Raw genomic sequence first — 20,612 nt, forward strand, 5'->3', positions numbered from 1 at the left:
CGTTAAAAACTCTTGCTTACAAAAGGAGTGCAAAGGTAATACCCCTTTTGAAATCTACAAACGATTATTTTCTGTCAAATGAAAGTCTTTGGCCCATCTGGCTTTCGTCCAGCTCTCCATTTGAATACGCCAAATGACCAGAAACAAATGTCTTCTCTATAGTAGACCTAAACGTGTGGCTTTCAAAGGGAGACCAACCACATTTGGCTCGTATGTTGTCTCTACTCACAGTCCAGGGTTTGTTTAAATCCACAAGAACCAAATCAGCTTTGTAGCCTTCCCTGATGTATCCTCTCTCTGCAACTTCAAAACACTCTGCTACTGCGTGGCTCATTTTATCCGCTATTCGCTCCAGCGAAATTTTTCCCTCATGGTAAAAGTCGATCATTGCATTAAGCGTATGCTGAATAAGTGGACCTCCTGAAGGGGCTTTCATATAAGGATTCTGCTTTTCTTCGAGAGTATGAGGAGCATGGTCAGTGGCAATAACATCTATGCGATCATCGAGTAAAGCCTTCCATATTTGATCACGATCTTCTGCTGTTTTTACCGCTGGATTCCATTTGATAAAGGCGCCTTTTTCATCATAGTCCTGATCCGTAAACCAAAGGTGATGGATGCATGCTTCAGAGGTAATCCTTTTTTCCTTCAGGGGAATTTCATTGGTGAAAAGATTCGTCTCCCTACCTGTGGAAATATGAAGAATGTGTAACCGCGTATTGCACTTTTTGGCTAGCTCGATGGCTTTAGATGAGGACAGATAACATGCCTCCTCACTACGAATAATTGGGTGATACTTAAATGGAATATCATCACCATACTGCGCCACGTACTTTTCTGTATTTGCACGTATGGTAGCTTCATCCTCACAGTGAGTAGCTATCAGGATGGGCGCATTGCAAAAGATTTTTTCCAATGTCTCCGGATCATCTACGAGCATGTTTCCCGTTGACGACCCCATGAAAATTTTAATTCCGCACACAGACGAAGGGTCTGTTTTTAATACTTCATCCAGGTTTTTGTTGGTGCACCCCATATAGAAAGAGTAATTCGCCAAAGCATTCTTTGCTCCAATCTGATATTTTGCTTCAAGTAATTCCTGAGTAATAGTTTGAGGGTTTACGTTTGGCATTTCCATAAAGGAGGTGACTCCTCCCGCAACTGCTGCTCGTGATTCCGTGAAAATATTTCCCTTATGGGTGAGGCCTGGCTCACGAAAGTGCACCTGATCATCTATCACTCCAGGAAAAAGGTGCAAGTTGCTTCCATCTATTTCTTTGACTTTGGCATCAACCGATAAACTCGCTCCAAGTTTTTCAATTCGGTCATCTTTAATAAGTAAGTCAGCAACTTTAACTTCTCCTTCATTGACAATTCTTACCTCTTTTATTAGAAACATTTATAATTATTTTGAGTTAAAATGTGATTTTTATGGAAACTCATGTGAGATTTTTGTGAAAAATTGGCCCGAACATATAAGAACAAGACTACCTGTTCAAAGATAACTCTAAATAAAAAATGAGCATCTAAAATGCTCATTTTCAATCTTTTTCGATAACTTTATAAGTTCCAAAAACAGTTTTAGCAATTTTTTTGAAGCAAAACTTTCTTGGAAACCGCATTAAATATTTATACTTGTATTAGAAAGATGGATTTTTTAGTCTTTCTTTCCATAGCTGGTTGAAAAGATCTTGTGGGGCGAATGCCCCACAATGATCAATTTTCTTCTCAATTACTCACCAGCTTCTTTCTCCAGCTTTTCTTTGTCAGCCTCGATTCTTTCTTCCCTATTTGCTATTTCCCATCCTGTGTGAAATACGAGTCTTGCTCTTTTTTCCATCGTATCAAAAGCGATTTTTTCTATCGTATCTGTCGGCTTATGATAGTCTGGGTGAGTCCCGTTAAAGTAGAAAATAATAGGGATGTTGTTCTTAGCGAAGTTGTAGTGGTCTGAACGATAATAGAATCGGTTAGGATCATTCTCATCATTGTATGTATAATCCAGATTTAATCCTGTATAGGTCGTGTTCACTTTTTCTGAAAGCTCATGAAGCTCCTGTGAAAGTTTATCCGAGCCAATCACGTAGATGTAGTCACTATTATCTGCGTGTGCATCGTCAATTCGCCCGACCATATCAATGTTAAGGTTAACTACGGTATTTTCTAAAGGAAATACCGGATCTGTATCTGTGTAATACCTGGAGCCAAGTAGGCCTTTTTCTTCTCCTGTAACAGTCATGAAAAGCACACTTCTCTTCGGACCTTTCTTCTTTTTAGCTGCCGTTGCAAAAGCTTCTGCAAGCTCAAGCACTGTCACTGTTCCTGATCCATCATCGTCAGCGCCATTGTGGATTTCACCACCAATGATTCCTACGTGATCGTAGTGAGAAGTAATGACAATAACCTCGTCAGGTTTTTCCGTTCCTTTTAAAAACCCAAGTACATTTTCCGTTCCAATGGGTTTATCCAGATAATCTGCATTAAAAACCATTTCGGCTTTATCTCCTGGCTCAATCTCTTCAAACTCCTTATCGAACATCCATGCAGCAAGGGATTTATCTGCGATGATCATTTTGTCGGACTCATTGTCTCTTTGATCCAAACCAAGACTCGGACGCTGCAGGTAGGGTCCAAAACGAGTAAGCACTGAACTGAATTCATCATCGTTTTTAAGAACTACAACAAATCCAACAGCTCCTGCTTCCTTTGCCTGATCTATTTTTTCCTGTAGACCACCCAGCTGATCGGTTACATAAGCCACATACGAACCTTCATAGCTGCTCATATCTCCTTCTTCCTCTGCCATCACAATACTGATGTACTCTTCCCCCATGGTCTCGGCTTTCGAGTAGTAAACAAACTCCTCAAAGCCAACCTTCTTTTCCTCACCTTTTCGGAAGTAAACCGACCCTATGGAAGATTCGGTTAAATTAAACATTTGAAAGTAAGACCCATCAACAGGTGCCTCAAGTCCTAATGACTTGAAGTAGTTGGCAATGTATTCGGCTGCCATTTTTTGTCCCTTCTTTCCTGTTTCTCTCCCTTCATACTCATCAGAAGCAAGAACAGAAAGATGCTCTTTAAGGTCGTCTGCAGTTATCGTCTTGGCAAATTTCATGGCTGTTTTATCCTGTGCCAGCAGTCCAAAGGCCACAATCAGGCCCAATACAAATGTTATTTTTCTCATTGTGATATAACGCGTTAAAAATCAGAGCTTAAAACTAAGAAATTTTATTCCGGGCAAACCAATTAATTACACTAGTGGTTAGGGGATAAAACACTTTTTGTCTTGCCAACACTGACGTAAATTTGCGGCCTCTAAATAAACAGCCCCGATGAAATTAAATCTGAACGATCGAGTAGAGTTTGAAAGAAGACACAATGGCCCCTCTGGAGATGAGGTGTCTCATATGCTACAAACTATTGGTTTGAGCTCAGTGGATGAGCTTATCAGCGAAGCAATCCCAGCTCCAATTTTAAAGAGCAACCCTCTGGATCTGCCCCCTGCATTAAACGAGTTCGAATATCTTAATCGCATGCAAAAGGTGGCTGATAAAAACAAGGTTTTTAAATCGTTCATCGGGCAGGGGTATTATAACTGCGTAGTGCCGACCGTCATCCAGCGAAATATTATGGAAAATCCAGGTTGGTATACTGCATACACCCCCTACCAGGCCGAAATTGCGCAGGGTCGCCTGGAAGCCTTGATCAACTTCCAAACCATGGTCATTGATCTAACAGGAATGGAAATAGCAAATGCTTCCCTGTTGGACGAAGCTACTGCCGCAGCAGAGGCCATGAGTATGCTGTATGGTCTTAGAAAAGGAGATAAGAAATCTTCCAATAAGTTTTTAGTTGATGAAGAGGTCTTTCCACAAACATTAGACGTACTAAAAACAAGGGCACTTCCATTTGGAATAGAGCTGGAGGTTGTTGATTTAGCTAACGCAGACTTAAGTTCTCCAGAAATTTTTGGGGTCTTCTTCCAGTATCCAAATAACTCAGGATCGGTGAGGGATTGGTCCAGTGTGGTTTCAGAGGCCAGAGAAAACGGAGTGTTTACTTCTTGCGCCACGGATCTATTAGCTCTCACCCTTCTAACTGCTCCCGGTGAGTGGGGAACAGATGTCGTGGTTGGCACCAGCCAGCGATTCGGTGTTCCGATGGGTTATGGGGGTCCTCACGCCGCATTCTTCGCTACGCGAGAAGCATACAAACGATCCATTCCCGGAAGAATCATTGGGGCCTCAAAAGATGCTCATGGAGATGATGCTTATAGAATGGCTCTTCAAACAAGGGAGCAGCACATCAAAAGAGAAAGGGCAACCTCTAATATTTGTACTGCACAGGTATTGCTGGCTGTCATGGCTGGAATGTATGCTGTATATCATGGTGCGAAAGGGCTCAGACAAATAGGGGCCCGAACACATGGGTTGGCGAAAGAAACAGCTAATACGATCGCTCAGTACGGGTTTGAAAACCAAAATACGTACTTCTTTGATACCATCAGAATTCAGCTCACCCCTGAGCAATTACTGCACATTAAGCAACTGGCAGAAGAGCACGAGATGAACTTCCGCTTCTTCGAGGATGGTGTTGGTGTGTCATTCGACGAGTCCCATACTGTCGCAGATGCTAATGAAGTGGTGAAATTATTTGCTCGACTTGGCAATGCCTTCGAGGCACCAATCGTGGAAGACTTTGAGGTTGAATACCCTTCTTCCTTAAAGCGAACAACTCCATTTTTGGAGCATCCCATCTTCAACCGATACCATTCCGAACATGAGCTGCTTCGATACATGAAGCAGCTTGAAAACAAAGATCTTTCTTTGGTACACTCCATGATCTCTCTGGGTTCATGCACCATGAAGCTGAATGCAACAACCGAAATGATCCCTGTGACATGGCCTGAGTTTGCTAACATTCATCCTTTTGCACCGAAAGAGCAGGCAGAGGGATATGGTATTTTAATTAATGAACTGCATGACTGGCTGGTAGAAATCACTGGCTTCCACTCGGTTTCTTTCCAACCCAACTCTGGAGCACAAGGTGAATACGCAGGGTTGATGGTGATCAAGTCATATCTAGAAGGAACCGGGCAGCCGAACAGAAACGTGGCGCTAATCCCATCATCGGCACATGGAACTAACCCTGCAAGTGCGGTGATGGCAGGCATGCGAGTAGTAATCGTAAAGTGTGACGACAATGGCAACATCGACGTGGAGGACCTGAGAGAAAAGGCAGAAGCTCACAAAGATGAGCTGGCAGCCTTAATGGTGACCTACCCTTCCACACATGGGGTTTTCGAGGAAGCGATCATTGAGATCTGTGAGATCATTCACGAAAACGGTGGTCAGGTATACATGGATGGGGCCAATATGAACGCTCAGGTTGGTTTGACCTCCCCAGGAATTATTGGTGCTGATGTTTGCCACCTAAACCTTCACAAGACATTCTGCATCCCACACGGAGGAGGTGGACCAGGTATGGGTCCAATCGGTGTGGCCGAGCACCTTACTCCTTATTTACCCGGACACACTACCGAGCATAACAGCAATCCTGCTGTATCTGCAGCGGCCTATGGCAGTGCAAGCATTCTTCCTATTTCTCATGCGTACATCGCAATGATGGGGGCTTCCGGCTTAACCAACGCCACAAAGATGGCCATCTTGAATGCCAACTACATTGCGGCGCGACTTAGGGATCATTACCCGGTACTTTATACCAATGATAAAGGCAGAAACGCACATGAACTGATCATCGATTGTCGTCAGTTCAAAAAGTCAGGAGTTGAAGTAGAAGACATTGCGAAGCGACTAATTGATTATGGTTTCCATGCACCTACAGTCTCATTCCCAGTACCTGGCACCATGATGATTGAGCCAACCGAAAGCGAGGTTCAGGATGAGCTGGATCGTTTCTGTGATGCTATGATTGCCATTCGCGCTGAAGTTCAAGAGGTGATTGATGGTGTTGCTGATGCCAAAGACAATGTCTTGAAAAATGCCCCTCACTCTTATAAAGTGCTTGTGGCGGATGAATGGAAGTATCCATACTCGAGAGAAAAGGCAGCCTTCCCTGCTCCGTATGTGAAGGAAAATAAATTCTGGCCTGCGGTAAGCCGAGTAGATAGTGCTTATGGAGATAGGAATTTAGTATGCAGCTGTCTGCCGATTGATGTTTATGAAGATAAGGAAGAAGTGGTAGAGGCTTAATTACAAAGTCTTATCTGAAAAGATCCTTCTACCGTATTGTCGTCATCGAGCACTGCCTGAAGATAGCCAAATACCACCCTGTTTTCAATAGCGAAGATGGACATGAACCCGCTCGATGCAACGAGTGAGCCTGAAATGTCCGCGTTAAAAGTCACGACAACTTCATTATCATTAACTAGCTGGGGGGAAACTGTGTAATTCCCCTCATATTCCGGAAATCGCAAAAAGGCCGTGATGTGTCTTTTTGCGGTACTCCTCAAAGCGCAAGGATCAGATATTGTTTCTTCCGAAGATAAAAATGTGACTTTATATCGAAAGTCAGCAGACTCCAGGTAAGCATTGGCAGACTTGTACGTCCATTGCTCTCCATTGATCTTTCCCTGCAATACTTCATCGGGCAACTCCACCTCATCTTTACCACATGCAGACAATAGAAAAATACTACTTAGTACAAGCAAAAAGAAAGATTCCCTACTTTTATGCATTACACCTTTGATCGCTATGAAAAAGTTTTTACTCACCCTATTAATTATTGTTCTGCTGGTTTCAGTATTTGTCTTATACACATTTAGTTCTACGGGATACTTCCGCGAAGTTAATAACACTGATTCCTATGAGGTTATTGCAGAGATCCCGATGAAAGGAGCTGAAGATTTCACGATCAATTATGAAGATGGGTTCATGATTATTTCTCAGGACGACCGTGCCGGCAGGAGAGATGGTAGTCCTTCGCAAGGACATTTGTATTATCTCGATCTGGATTCCGGTAATTTTCAACCCCAAAAACTAACCGGAAATTACAAGCTCCCATTTTACCCACACGGGATCAGTTTGCTAAAGCTGGATTCAGGCCATTATCAAATTTTGGTTGTAAACCATGCTAGAGGGCATACAGTCGAAAAGTTTGAGCTTTTTGGTAATGACAGCCTGGTCTATATGGCAACCTATCGAGACGATAGCATGATCAGCCCGAATGATGTGGTGGCATTAAATAAGGATTCTTTCTATTTCACCAATGATCATGGATATACCAGTTATTGGGGAAAACTGGCTGAGAACTATTTAGGGCTAGGAGTTTCCAATGTGGTGTTTTATGATGGAAACTATCGTGAGGTTGCCAGTGGGATTAAATATGCAAATGGTATCAATATCTCAAAGGATCGATCTCAATTATTAGTGGCGTCTCCAAGGAGCTTTACGCTCAAATATTACAATATTGAAGAAATTGGTGCATTAACCCATGATACCGACCTGTATGTAGGAACTGGTATTGACAATATTGAGTTGGATGAAAATGGTGACTTATGGATAGGTTCACACCCTAATCTCATGGCTTTTACAGCCTATGCCAGTGGCAAAAATGAGATGGCTCCATCGGAGGTCATCAAGATTCGCAATGGAACAGAAGTAGAAAGCTTATTTGAAAATGATGGATCACTGGTCGCTGCAAGTAGTGTGGCTGCTCCATACAAAGACTTATTGTTCATAGGTACAGTAATGGATGATCGGTTGGTAGTGTTGAGAAAAAAGTGAGGGTGAGTAAAACCCACCCCTACCCCTCCAAGGAGGGGATTTAGCCTTTTCTCAAATAAATGTTGCCACTGATGGTCTCAAATGAAGACTCTACCCCTCCATCACTTACTCTACCTCGTACATCCTGACCTACAATCTGTCTAAGTCCTTCTTTTCCGTAGGGATACTCAATCTTTATGTCTGAATAGATCTCTCCGGAGATTGTCTTTGCTTTAAAGTCCATCCCTTCACTTTCCGGAATCGTGGCATCTATATCTCCAGAGATCGTCTTAAGATTCATTTCTGATCCGAAATATTCAAAAGCAAAATCCCCTGAAATAGTCTCTGCACGCACATCTAAATTTTTTGGAAGATAAACAGTATAGTTTATGGTAGAAGAGTAACTACAGTTATCCCACTTGCCATTTTTTTCTTTGCTGATCTTCTTCCACATGTCCTCGTCCATTTCGATATAAATGGTGGAACTGATTTTTTCCGATGACAAGGTGAAAATATCATTGTCTTCACCATTGTTGATTTCCACCATCACCTCCACCAAAACTTCATTCTTGTCCCATGTCTCAAAAACAATGTCGTCAGCGAAATCAAACTCCAGATCCAGTTGCTCCTGTCCTGTGATAGCCACTGATTCTGTTATTTTTTTTGGCTGTGCCCACAACCCAAATGTTGTGAGGCACAGCATCATTGCTAATAGTCTCATGGTTATTCAGCTTTTCTGATGTAAATATCACCGCTAACCGTTTTCAGTGACACTTCTACTCCTCCACCGTTGAGTTTACCTGTTGCATTTTGGCCTCCTACACGGCGGATTTTTGCATCTTCACCAAAATCGAAATCAAAGCCTGTATACACGCCTCCGGAAATAGTGGACATCTTGAAAGTCCCTTTAACTGAGGCCGGAAGTGTGACATCAATATCTCCACTTGTTGAACTCAAAGAAGTAGGAGACGCACTCGAAAGTGAAGAGAATGAAACCTCAAGATCAGAACTTAGCGTATGTGCCACGATTGGTCCGGTCACATCGATAAACTCCAGATCTCCTACCTGGCTCTTCGCCTCTACTTCACCAGCCATTCCTTTGATCACCACATCTCCTGCCTGCCAGCTGTTGTAGTCTAGCTTCATTTTCAGGTTTTTTGGGAGATACATGATATACTCTGCATTGTCTGCTTCACTGTGAGCTCCTGAGAGAGAAATCGTATTTCCTTCCTGGTTGATGTTCAAACCTATTCCTGTGTTCTCAGGGCCAGTGGCTGAAAGCGGCTTCAAGCCCTTGGCTTTCTCTGGAAGCCCTTTGTAGTTCTTACTTTCAATTCTGATTTCTGATCCATTTGTTCCCTCTATCTGTAAATCAGAGGAAAGGTTTTCTATGACCAGCCATGTTTCAGCGGCGTTACCCTTTATAGGATAACTGTAGTTTGTTTTATTCTGAGCCACCACGCTGGTAGCCGCGAATAGTAATAGTCCTGCTATTATCGTTTTCATTTTATGTTGTTTTTGATATTTGATTAATAATTAAATAGTACCGGTATTTTTATGTCAAAACCTGGAGGGCAACCTCTGCCTGCTGCTTCACCTCAGGTGATGTTTCTTCTTTTTCAATGATGTCTCTCAAAGGAGCGATTGCACTGCGCTCTTCTGCTTCCACCAAAATGGTGATCAAGGTGATTTGAATCAGTGGGTCAGACTGGGCCTCCAGTGACTTGACCAACTCGGCTCTTACGTCCGCATTGTCAATAAATTTTGCCAAAGCCTGCATAGCGGCATACCTCACATTCGGGCTTTCATCTGAATTGAGCGTTGTGATTAGTGTTGTGATCAACTCTTTATTTACCTCAGGGCTCTCCTCAATCCTGTTCACTGCCATGATTCGCTCACTAGCTGAATGTTTCTGCAAAGTGCTCCTGAGCGTGACTTCTCTGAGTGATTGTACCTCATTTTTCAAGGCCATCAGCTCATCAGAGGAGCCGGAGGTAGAAAATTTTCCTGCTCCAAAACCAACGATCAGCAATACCACTGCCGCAGCAATCTGCATCCACGGCGTAGACGATTTGGCGCTCCTTAGCTTCTCATTGATCAATGCTTCTCTGAAGTTTGACTCAATATGAGGTGGAACCTCAACTTCTCGGGTCGTCTCCATCGCCTCATAAACTTCTTCAAGCTCAGCGAAGCGTTTTTTCAGCTCAGCATCTGAGTGTATTTGTTTTCTTAACTCCTCATTTTGTTCTCCCTCGAGCAAAGCGATCATCTGTTCATCTGTAATTTTCATGCTCTTACAATTTTGCTCCGGCCAGGCCGGTTAGTCTTCCGACAATTCGAAATAGACCTCTTTCAATTCTTTAATGGTGCGATGCACCTGTACTTTTATGTTGCTCACTGTGGTGTTTCTAAGTTTAGCTATTTGTTCATATTTCATTCCCTGAAACTTGCTTAGCACCAAAAGCTCGCGTTTTTCATCCGGCAGTCGCTTCAATGCCAGATGCAATTTTTTCTCATTCTCTATGGCTGTCTCATCCACTTCCTCTTTCACTTCAGGGATGACCTCCACCGGATTGAATTGATCCTTGTGAACTTTCATTTTTCTGGAGTGATCCTTTACCATGTTGCGAGCAATCTGGAAAACCCAGAACTGTACCGAACGCCCCTCTTTGTAAGAGTTTCTATATCGCATTACCCGTACAAAAAGCTCCTGTGTAAGGTCATCACTGTCCGCCCGCTCCAGCGTAGACTTCAAGAAATAGTTATATATCCGCTTGCTGTAGCGTTGAAACAACTCATTCAGGTAGTCCAACTGTCCGGCCTTTACCAGCGACATCAACTGTTCGTCACTTACTTCCAAATCGATTTAGGTTCGTCTTTTAAGTTGATTTAAACCAGCACCGCTGGTAAATGCATATAAGTTACAGCAAAAGAGAAGGAAGGTTACAGCCAGAAAATAAAAAAATCCCTGGCGTTACCGACAGGGATCTATTAGGCTGATAGTGTATTATTGGGATTTTACTAATTCGTATCAATCGTGATCTGACTACTGTAACCATAGCCTGCCTCATTTTTAGCGTACGCTCTCATGTACCAGATATTCCCTTCATATAGCCCAATTACTCTTCCTTCAAAGGATGAACCAACGCCTGTTGTCTGAACGCCGGACTTCCCCCACTCAGGGTTTGAAGATGTAGAATAAACAAAGCCTCTTTCTATGATGGATAAGCCGCCATCGTCCATAACGCTGGAAGCAACCTCCACTTGGCCGGAATTTTGGTTTGTCCAAGCACTTGTGATTGTTAGCTGTGATACCGTTGGAACATCTCCAACAGATTGTGGTTCTTCATCTTCTTCACAGCTAGTGAAGCATAAAACTCCTAGTAGGAGTAGGAAAATAGATAAGTTGTTTTTCATAATAACTTTTAGATTCAATCATTCAAAACAACTAGCTGAGGCTTCTTTTGAGTATCGGAAATGAATCAAAGAATATCATATTTGAATCATGATGCTCTCTTAAAATCGGAAGGTGTAGTCCCAAAAGACTCTTTGAACACCTGCGTGAAATAGGATGGGCTTTCAAATCCGGAGGAGTATGCGGCAGCAGAAATTGATTCACCAGATTCCAACAAACAGACTGCCCTTTGCAATCGATATTGTTTAATCAGATTAAGTGCAGAAACATTCAAAAGTGTTCTTAGCTTCCTATTTAAGGTGCTCTTGCTCATACCCATTGCCTCTGCCACCTCAGAAACCTCGAGTTTGGAATTGGTATGGTGTTCTTCCAAAAACTGGTACAGTCTGGAAAGGAAAATATCATTAGGTGATTCAATTTTCACTGATGGTGAACCTGGTAAAAGCTGCTTTCTTAGTTTTTCTTTCAACCTCTCCTGCTGTGCCAAAGCATTTTTTACTCTAAGTTCAAGTTCATGTGAGTGGAAGGGTTTGGTCATATAATCGTCGGCTCCACACGCCAGCCCGGCTTCCTTAGAAGATTGTGCCATTTTGGCTGTTAGAAGAATGACACCAATATGATTGGTTCGAGGATCATCTTTAACTTTTTTACAAAGCTCATAACCGTCCATTTCAGGCATCATTATATCGGAAATAATGATGTCCGGCAGATGTTTTTCTGTCAGCCTCCACCCGGTCATTCCATTTTCCGCCACGATCACTTTCAGATCTGATGATAGGCTGTCCACTATAAAGTCCCTAAGCTCATCATTGTCCTCCACTACCAAAATAAGTGGCTCTTTATCCGCCAGCAGAGCATCTGATTGTGAGCGAGGCGTACTATTTTTCATGCTCAGCTTTTCTACAGGAAGTATCAATTCGAATGTCGATCCTTCTCTTTCTTTGCTTTCCACACGTATCGTTGCTCCCATCAAATCAGCCAACTCTTTTACAAGGGACAATCCAATACCTGTACCTTCCTGTTGACGAGTGCTGGAGTCATCCACCTGATAAAAGCGATCAAATAATATTGGTATTTTTTCTTTCGGAATACCAATTCCTGTATCCACTACTTTTATGGAAATCGCAGGTTGGCTATTTACTTGTGATGCGGTCAACACTACTTTTACCCGACCGCCTTCCGGGGTGAATTTTATGGCATTTCCCATCAGGTTCATAATGATTTTTTCCAGGTGTGATTTATCGAACAGGTAGTTGCCTTCAACTCCCTCTACAGAAAAACTTATGTGTATGCCCTTCTCTTCTGCCAGCCCTTGAAACTGATCTACCAGTGCTTTTACAAACCCGTTCAAATCACCTGCTGACTTATGCATCATCATACTACCGGATTCCAACTTCGATATATCAAGGAGCTGATTAACCAATTTAAGTAAATGATTACCTTGACGATAGTTGTTTTCCAAAATACGAATTACTTTTTTTGAATGGCTCTTCTCCCTCAGCTCTCGTTCCAGAGGTGAAAGAATCAAAGTCAAAGGTGTTCGAAATTCATGTGTAATGTTTGAGAAGAAGCGTGTTTTGATCGCATCTATTTCTTTTAGCCGTTTGGCTTCCCTCAGATTAAACTCCTGTTCCTGTTTCCTAAGAATTCTCCTTTTATATATCCGCCAATACAGCGCCAGAGTCATTAGTCCAAATGTTGTATATAATGTAAATGCCCACCAGGATAGCCAAGGGGGTGGCTTAACCGTAATGTTTATGGTGTTTATATGCTCACTCCAGATTCCGTTTGTGTTAGATGCGTTTAAGAGCAGTCGGTATCTTCCCGGAGGCAATTTGTCAAACCGTAGGATTGTCTGGTTCCCATTATTCACCCAGTCGGAATTAAAATTATCAAGCTTGTAGCGATAGTTGATCGCCTCAGGGGCATTGTATTGGGTAGCAGCCAACTCCAGCCTTAACTCATTTTGATCATATGGGAGAACAAATGTTTTCTTTTGGTGATATTCGAATGGCTCACCATTGACTGTAAAATCTGAAATATTAGTTATTGGATTATGTGTGTCTGACTCAAACATTTCAGGTTCAATCACAGAATAACCAACTGTGCCACCAAGGGCAACTCTTCCATCAGGTAACATTAGCCCGTGATGACGATTAAACTCGCTTTCTACCAATCCATCCTTCATGGTAAAGTTGGTGAACAATTCTTTCTCTATGGAAAATTGACTTATTCCATTAAACGTCCCAAGCCATAGATTCCCTAGCGAGTCAGGAACAATGCTTCCAATGCTGTTACTGGGTAAGCCATCTTCTGTTGTATATATTCTTTTTGTTTCTCTTTCCAACTTATCCCACTTGACCAATCCTCCTCCCAGTGTACCGATCCAGAGAACGTCCTCATCATAAAGATCCTGGCTGATATCAATGAGAGAAGAGCCCTCTTTCCCAACCTTATGTTCCTTTATGATTTTTCCGTCATCTAATTCATAAAGTATGTTTCTGGTCACGATCAGCCATTGACGTTCTTTGTCCACAGTCAAGTCTGAGATACGCTCTGTCCCAGTGTCGGGGATCTTCTTGACTTCTCTTTCTTCGGGATTTTCATCCAAGTCTTTCCACTTAAAAGCTTTTCCCCCTATATCTGCCGCCCATAGAGTGGAGTCAACCTCACCCATTCCAATCACATAGTGGAAATATTTGTCCTCTAGTTGAATAGGATTTAGTTGGTTATTCTCTAGTTTATAAATACGCCTTCCATCACCATAACCATAGGACTCATGGGTTATTAATAGTCCGTAGTTGGAATAGCAATACCTCAGGCCATACGACCAGCCTTGCTTTCGCCAGTTATCTGGTATATCGTCTTTATCTATTCCAAGCTGCTTCGTGAGAATATCAACTAAGAAGTTCTTCTCGTATTCAAATGAATGGAATTTTGGTGTGTTCAAGTCAACCCGAAACATCCCTCCTGTATTTACACCCACCCACATAGTATTCGATCGATCAATCAAAATGGAGGTCATGTTGAGTTTCTCCCTAAGTGGGTTCTCCCATAAATAGGTAACGGTCTCATCTTCTTCCAGACGAAGTACATAGCCAAGGTATTGGATGATTGCCCGGCCTGCATTGTCTTTGGTCATTACTAAAATGGAATTATATGTAAGGACCGACAAAGAAGGAAGCTGTATCTCTCTATACTCTGCGTTGAGCTTATCGAAAACAAACAACCGGTTTTCTACGGCAAATAGAATTCGGCTTTTGCTCAACTCCATCATTGGCCTGTAGTTCATCCTTTTAAAAGGTATCTTTAAATCCTCCGGAAAATGAACAAGCTGATAATTGGCCCAACTGGTATCACTCGTTGACAGTCCGTCTTCTGTCAAGATCCACATGCTGCCATGCATGTCTTCCATGAAACCATAGGCTGTTGGTGTCTTTCGGGCTCTTTCGCTGCTAAATAGTTTACTAAGCTTTGGGTTTTTTCCATCATATAGATGATAAGAAACCGTATCACCAGCAAACCAATTTCCCCTATGATCATTAACAAATGAGCGAACGTTCATCCAGTCAGTTCCAAGATCAAATTGATCGTGAAGAATGGTTTTGACCGGGGAAATCTTCCTTTTTACTTCCAGGGATTGCGGATCAATCACATCGACAACATGGTTGCGATGAAAAACCCAAAGCTGATTCTCATCATCCAGGTAGATGTCATAAATCAGAGAGGTTGAAAGCTTTCTATCCTCTTCATCAATGTTGAATTTGAGAAACCTATGCCCATCAAATCTTGCCAGTCCATCTAATGTGGCCACCCAAATAAAGCCTTGTTCATCCTGGATGATTTTAGATACATAGCTCTGAGGCAGGCCGCTTTCCGTGGTGTAATGTTGCGAAGAATTGTGTAGGGTCTCAATCTGCCCAAAAGAGGAGTAGCAAACCAATAAAAGCAAAAATCGTGACACGGTGGTGAACATATTCAGAAAGATAAACATCCGGCTGAAAAGGAATTCGATTTGCTTCTATGTTGTTTGAACTTTTTTTCCTTCAACCATGAAAACTGCTATTAATGCAGAAAGCCAGGCAAGACCAGCGCTAAGTCGACCCACCCATTGATATGTTTGAATAAAACTCAAATCATAAATCTTATTGACTTTTTCATTCAGTGAGCTTTCAAGAGATTGTGGCGCTATCGCCTCTCCCAATTGCGAGGTTTCGTTCATAATCACCTCTTTATCATCAGGAGAAATGGATAGCTGAGCCAGGTCAACTCCCACATATTTAGCAAAAAGGAAAATTGCAAATGCACCCAAAATAGCATTGATGAATGTTCCGGAAATACGGGTTACACTGTTGTTTATTCCAGAGGCAATTCCGGACTTACTTTCATCTACACATGCCATGACTGCTGTGGTCAACGGGACAACAGTGATTGACATCCCGAGTGCGAATGTTAAAAAGGCTGGAAAAAAAGTACTCCAGTATTCAGAAGGACCTTCGGTCATCCCTATGGATGATAACCAGAACATTCCCGCACCTGTAATAGCTGGTCCAATTATAAGAAACCTTCTTGGCCCATACTTATCAGAAAGAACACCCATCCTTCTTGCCACCAAAATCATCATCGCTGAAAATGGTAGAAAAGTAAGTCCCGCCTGAAATTGTGAATATCCTTGCACCTGTATGATGTTGAGCGAAAGGAAAAGCATAATTGCCCCGAGCGCCGCATATAGAAAAAAGCTCAGAAGGTTTACCCCGGAAAAAGTTTTGTTTTTGAAAAGAATAAGCGGCACCATGGGGTCTGACACACGCTTCTCCTGAATTAGAAAAACCAACAACAGAATTAAACCTAAAGCCAAACTCATAAGTACGACTGGATGCTTGTATCCCATTTCTGGCATTTCAAGAAATCCAAATGTCAATGACGCCAAGCTAAAGGTAAGCAGAACCGCACCCCACCAATCCACTTTTGCAGCTCCTGGCTCTTTACTTTCTGGTACTTTGTAATGAAGTGCAAAAATGGAAAGCACCCCCAGAGGTACATTTATAAAGAAGATTAAACGCCACAGCCCAATGTCAGCCAAGGCACCACCAAGGACAGGACCACAAACTGTAACGATCGTGGTTGCTGCTGACCAGGTCCCAATCGCCTTTCCTTTTTCTTCTTTACTGAAAACTGCGGAAATAATGGCTAAGCTGCCCGGTATCATCAATGCACCACCTACTCCCTGAATAGATCTGAAAAAAATAAGTTGTGTAATGTCCTGAGAAAAACCGCAAGCAGCTGACCCTAAAGTGAAGATTAGGATTCCAAACTTAAAAACTTTCACACGTCCTCTTTTATCACCAAGACTCCCCCCAACGATAATTAGAGATGCTAACATGAGCAGGTAACTATTGAGTACCCAGAAGAGATCTGAGCCTGTTGCTTCCAGGTCTTTCTGCAGTGACGGAAGAATCACGTTCAAAGCTGTGCTATCAATAAATGCCATACTTGAAGCCAGAATGGTAGACAACATCGTCCAATTTCCGGTAGGGCAATTGAGTGGGTAACTGTGTTGTGCCTTGGTAGACATCCACTTAAGTTATAAATAAAAGATCAGAGCCAGTGCACTCTATCTGGGTGGGGTTATTAACAGGCTCAAAGAGGGACTCAATATTGAAAAAGCTGCTGAAAGAAAGACAGTTAAGCCGCGCCGTTTAAGTGCCTCTCAATTTCTTCTCGATCGAATGGCTTTGTGAAAAACTTCTGAATTGTTTTCTGCTGCAAAGCCTGATCAATCTCCTCATTGAATGCATACCCACTCAAAATGAAATAGGGGATATCGCTATGCATTTTTTTAGCCTTTTCAATAAACTCCACTCCGTTCATTCTTGGCATATGCATATCACTGATCACAGCACGGATTCGATGCTTGTTTTCTTCAAGTTTTTTGAGGCCTTCTTCTGGGGAGTTGGCTACAAGAACGTCTCTTTCACCCTCAAAAGAAACCCTAAATAAAAGCAGATTTGTCTCCTCATCGTCAATGTATAATATTGCCGGTTTCTCACTCATCATATAAAGGTAACTTAATTATAAATTTAGTACCTTCTGCCATACTAGAGGTAACCTCTATCTCTCCCTCATGCTCCTCTATAATTGAAAATGTGATGAATAATCCCAATCCGGTTCCTTCTCCCGGCGCTTTCGTAGTAAAGAAAGGATCACTGATTTTCAAAAGGTTTTCTTCTGGTATCCCTTCTCCATCGTCCTCTACCCAGATTTCCATATAATCCTTTTTTCTCTGCGTCGTTATTTCAATTGTTCCCTCCTCTTTAATGGCTTGTTCGGCATTAGCAATGATGTTCATTATTGCCTGATGCAGCCTTCCTTCATTTCCTTTCAGTTCAGCACTATCCTCTGTGAAGTTTGTCACCACTTTAATCCTGTTTCTAATTTTATTATGCAGGATAAGGAGACAGTTTTCAATAATTTCATGTACATCACATTTTTCATCTCTGCTGGGCCCTTTGCGGCTAAAATGGCTTAAACTTTTTACAATCTCTGTTGCTCTGTCAACACCTTCATTTATAATTCTAAAATAGGTCTTCACTTCATCATCCTCGGTTCCTTTCAATTTCTTCGAAAGTGCTCCTATCCCATTTTTAATAAAATTCAAGGGGTTATTTATTTCATGACCAACCCCTGCAGCTAATACTCCCAGAGAAGCCATTTTTTCTGAAGTAATAAGGAGCTTTTGTGTCTTCTTTAGTTCCACATTGTTACGCTGAAGCTCCTTGTTCTTTTTGTTATTCTTTCTAAATAGAATCACCATAATAATCAGAAGTGGCACAGTAATGATGATGATAAATGTGTAAAGCTGGTTGGTGATTATCTGGTTCCGGATGAGCGACTGTTGCTGTGTCAGCCGGATTCGATCCTCCTCCTCTTTGATCTTGAGGGGAATCAAACTGAGGTTTCTGGAAACAACATCATGAAAGATAGAATCACGTAAGGTTATGTATTTTCTGAGATACTCACTTTCCCGCTCTTCCATGTTCAAGCCATCATAAACTGCGGCATAAAGTTTTAAAACCTCTAGCTGTTGTTGCCAAAGTTGAATTTTGTTAGCCCAATCTTCACACATTCGTAAGTTCACGAGCGCTCCCTGATTGTCTCCTTTGGTCTGAGCAATTTTTGCAAGCAGGAAATATGCCTCAGCCAGACCCTTCTTATCATCAATCGACTTACTTGCTTCTAATGAGTTATTCAAATAATAGATTGCAGAATCTACACCTCCGGTTTGCATAAGTACTTCTGCAATTCCCCGTGCAGAAACCGCTCCCCAGTTTATATTCTCTATTGCTTTACCAAGAACATGCCCTCGTCTAAAGTATTTAAGAGCCTCCTCTAAGTTCCCTTCTCTGAGATACGTAATTCCAATGTTATTTGTAGCGTATAGTTCGTCATCATCACTTTGCCCTTCGATTGCAACATCATATGCCTCCTTAAAATATTCTCTGGCCGTTTCATAGTCTCCTATCCGCTCGAAAACCAAGCCGATATTGTTAAGGGTTGTGGACAAACCGTATATTTCTCCAATTTTTCCTTTGATCTCTTTCGATCTCAATAAGTATTCAAGAGCCGTTTGATAGCTGCCAAGATTATAATTGAGCAGTCCAATATTATTGTAGCCATTATTTATTAGAGAGGAGTCTTTTAATTGTAAAGCAATAGCCAGTGCTTTTTGATTGTATTGAAGAGAAAGGTTAAAGTCTCCTCTATAATAGTAGACACCTGCGATTAACCGTAGGGATTTAGAGATCAACATGGAGTCCCCTTCTTGTTTAGACAACTCTAAGGCCTGTTCTCCATAACCCATGGCTCTGTCCGGATAGTTAAGCCATAGCTCCAAAATAACTTGATGAAGTGCAGCAATCTTCTCTTTGCCTTCGGCGTGTTTTGAATAATGCAATAAGCTATCCACCTGTGCATATGACAGAATGGAAAACAATAAAAAGATAATTGTGTACCTGGTTCGCCTCACTCTTTAGAAGATAGTCTTAAAATATAACAAGAAATCTTCAGTTTAGATTTGCTGATCACTCATTTTCAACTCGCTCAAGCGCACCTATGTCTGGTTGATTGTCTCTTAGAATTCCTCGTAAATCGTTCTTAATACCCACGTCGACCCCTTTATCTTTAGCAAAAGCCAGCGTATCCAACGTGTAATCATTGGTAAAGGCTTTCGTAAAGCCAGGAAAATTATTTTCCTGTGAGGTGAAATTGCCCCCTATTTCTTCACTACTTTTTATGATGTTATTGTTTAGTGACAGTAGTATGTTGGCCCCTCCTCCATTGTTAATTAAAAGTTCCTCTTCGCCAGACCCCCATACAATACAATTCGTCATTTCAAGCGAAAGGTCAGCCGTTAGTAATTGGTCTTCACCAATCACTATATTATCAGAAAATTGAACGGTGGGCTCGTCTTGTACAAAAAGGGCTGGCTCATTAGAAAAGGTGCAATGTATAAATGAATAGTTGCCGCCAGCGAACCCCCCTACCAAATAACTTCCGCAATTATAGATGAGCGTGTTTGTGGCAGATAAGTCTGATGTAAATGCAAGAATTCCAGCAGTACTCATATTGAAAATCTCTGTATTAGAAACGCGAACATCGGGAATGTTATCATCGTCCGGGCTGCCCAACCTTAATCCAACCTGACCATTGAAGATTTTTGTAAACGTGATTTCATTGTCAGTACTTCCTTCAAGGAAATAAATGCCATTCCATTGGCCCGGTACCTGATCATATATACCGTCAAATCTTGCATTTCGAAAAGTGATGTGATTCGCAGAATCTCCGATTGCAGCTAGTGTTCCCTGGATAAATAGAGCTGCATCATTCTCGAAATAAATGGTTGTTCCTTTCTCAATATTCAATCTGCAATTGCTTCCCACCAGAACAGTATCGGAAATGATATAGGGCCTGCTACTTGTCCATGTTTCATTGCAAATCGTTTGGTTGGCAACCTCTGTGACATCCTGTCCATAGGAAACCAGCTTAACATGCTCTTCATTGGTATTCCATCTGAAAATAACCGAGTCCTTCACAATGTAAGGAAGATTCTCGTTTCTGGCTTGAACGTTTACTTCAATCAATACCATGAGGCTATCGCCTCCTAGCAATCGTTCATTTCTAACCGAATGCTCTTGCTTCCCATTGATAATGACACTGTAATCCGAGTTTTCACTTTTGCCCAAAGCAATTTCTGAAAACTGGATCGCTTCCTCATTTGGATTGTAAACAGTCAGTCTTCGTGTGCTGCTTCTTCGCTCCGATAGTAGGGTATCAAAAGCAACCGTGTCTTTGCTGAAAACCAGGGATAGTGACGGATCGAAGGATATGGACTCTTCAGTGGGCTCGCATGCAGACCAAATGATAACTATGCAAAAGAATAGGAGGAGGTTTCTCATTCTGTATTGAAAACG

Annotated in this window: 15 protein-coding genes; 2 read left to right on the forward strand and 13 right to left on the reverse strand. The window is 42.0% G+C overall.

All coding sequences use genetic code 11. The features are described from left to right. Window positions 1–64: 64 nt before the first annotated feature. Together ACXAH9_RS09925 and ACXAH9_RS09930 are read right to left on the reverse strand one after the other, a co-directional pair. Entirely contained in the window at window positions 65–1,399 is a 1,335-nt protein-coding gene (locus ACXAH9_RS09925; protein ID WP_474894709.1) for a dihydroorotase, read from the reverse strand. Between the two features lie 333 nt (window positions 1,400–1,732). Continuing rightward, the gene (locus ACXAH9_RS09930) at window positions 1,733–3,187 is read right to left on the reverse strand and encodes a M28 family peptidase (protein WP_474894710.1); all 1,455 of its coding nucleotides are present in this window, start codon (window positions 3,185–3,187) and stop codon (window positions 1,733–1,735) included. Between the two features lie 148 nt (window positions 3,188–3,335). On the opposite strand from ACXAH9_RS09930, the gene gcvP reads away from it, so the two are divergent. Then, the gene (gene gcvP, locus ACXAH9_RS09935) at window positions 3,336–6,215 is read left to right on the forward strand and encodes an aminomethyl-transferring glycine dehydrogenase (RefSeq protein WP_474894711.1); all 2,880 of its coding nucleotides are present in this window, start codon (window positions 3,336–3,338) and stop codon (window positions 6,213–6,215) included. On the opposite strand, the gene ACXAH9_RS09940 is transcribed toward gcvP, so the two are convergent. Further along, window positions 6,212–6,736 (reverse strand): hypothetical protein, encoded by a 525-nt coding sequence (locus ACXAH9_RS09940; RefSeq protein WP_474894712.1) that lies wholly within the window; start codon window positions 6,734–6,736, stop codon window positions 6,212–6,214. The two genes, gcvP and ACXAH9_RS09940, sit on opposite strands and share 4 nt — an antisense overlap. On the opposite strand from ACXAH9_RS09940, the gene ACXAH9_RS09945 reads away from it, so the two are divergent. Further along, entirely contained in the window at window positions 6,717–7,748 is a 1,032-nt protein-coding gene (locus ACXAH9_RS09945) for a strictosidine synthase family protein (protein WP_474894713.1), read from the forward strand. The genes ACXAH9_RS09940 and ACXAH9_RS09945 overlap by 20 nt on opposite strands. Window positions 7,749–7,788: 40 nt before the next feature. On the opposite strand, the gene ACXAH9_RS09950 is transcribed toward ACXAH9_RS09945, so the two are convergent. From ACXAH9_RS09950 to ACXAH9_RS09995, 10 genes are all read right to left on the reverse strand, one after another. After that, on the reverse strand, window positions 7,789–8,448 hold the full coding sequence (locus ACXAH9_RS09950; RefSeq protein ID WP_474894714.1) for a DUF4097 family beta strand repeat-containing protein: 660 nt from the start codon (window positions 8,446–8,448) through the stop codon (window positions 7,789–7,791). Between the two features lie 2 nt (window positions 8,449–8,450). Continuing rightward, a complete protein-coding gene (locus tag ACXAH9_RS09955; RefSeq protein WP_474894715.1) occupies window positions 8,451–9,233 on the reverse strand; it encodes a DUF4097 family beta strand repeat-containing protein in 783 nt (260 codons plus the stop codon). Window positions 9,234–9,282: 49 nt separating this feature from the next. Further along, window positions 9,283–10,017: a HEAT repeat domain-containing protein gene (locus tag ACXAH9_RS09960; RefSeq protein ID WP_474894716.1), complete on the reverse strand. Its 735-nt coding sequence runs from the start codon at window positions 10,015–10,017 to the stop codon at window positions 9,283–9,285. A 30-nt stretch (window positions 10,018–10,047) separates the two neighbouring features. Then, window positions 10,048–10,587: an RNA polymerase sigma factor gene (locus ACXAH9_RS09965; RefSeq protein WP_474894717.1), complete on the reverse strand. Its 540-nt coding sequence runs from the start codon at window positions 10,585–10,587 to the stop codon at window positions 10,048–10,050. A gap of 161 nt (window positions 10,588–10,748) precedes the next feature. Beyond that, window positions 10,749–11,144 carry a hypothetical protein gene (locus ACXAH9_RS09970; protein ID WP_474894718.1) on the reverse strand — a complete coding sequence of 132 codons (396 nt, stop codon included), beginning with the start codon at window positions 11,142–11,144 and terminating at the stop codon, window positions 10,749–10,751. 86 nt (window positions 11,145–11,230) lie between these two features. Further along, entirely contained in the window at window positions 11,231–15,118 is a 3,888-nt protein-coding gene (locus tag ACXAH9_RS09975; protein WP_474894719.1) for a hybrid sensor histidine kinase/response regulator transcription factor, read from the reverse strand. Window positions 15,119–15,163: 45 nt separating this feature from the next. Continuing rightward, on the reverse strand, window positions 15,164–16,717 hold the full coding sequence (locus tag ACXAH9_RS09980; RefSeq protein WP_474894720.1) for an MFS transporter: 1,554 nt from the start codon (window positions 16,715–16,717) through the stop codon (window positions 15,164–15,166). A gap of 110 nt (window positions 16,718–16,827) precedes the next feature. Then, window positions 16,828–17,196 carry a response regulator gene (locus ACXAH9_RS09985; protein ID WP_474894721.1) on the reverse strand — a complete coding sequence of 123 codons (369 nt, stop codon included), beginning with the start codon at window positions 17,194–17,196 and terminating at the stop codon, window positions 16,828–16,830. Further along, a complete protein-coding gene (locus ACXAH9_RS09990; protein ID WP_474894722.1) occupies window positions 17,189–19,168 on the reverse strand; it encodes a tetratricopeptide repeat-containing sensor histidine kinase in 1,980 nt (659 codons plus the stop codon). The genes ACXAH9_RS09985 and ACXAH9_RS09990 overlap by 8 nt, the downstream gene beginning before the upstream one ends. Window positions 19,169–19,223: 55 nt before the next feature. Then, window positions 19,224–20,597: a right-handed parallel beta-helix repeat-containing protein gene (locus tag ACXAH9_RS09995; RefSeq protein WP_474894723.1), complete on the reverse strand. Its 1,374-nt coding sequence runs from the start codon at window positions 20,595–20,597 to the stop codon at window positions 19,224–19,226. Window positions 20,598–20,612: the final 15 nt, after the last annotated feature.

The organism is Ekhidna sp. ABH4_415 (assembly GCF_056161305.1).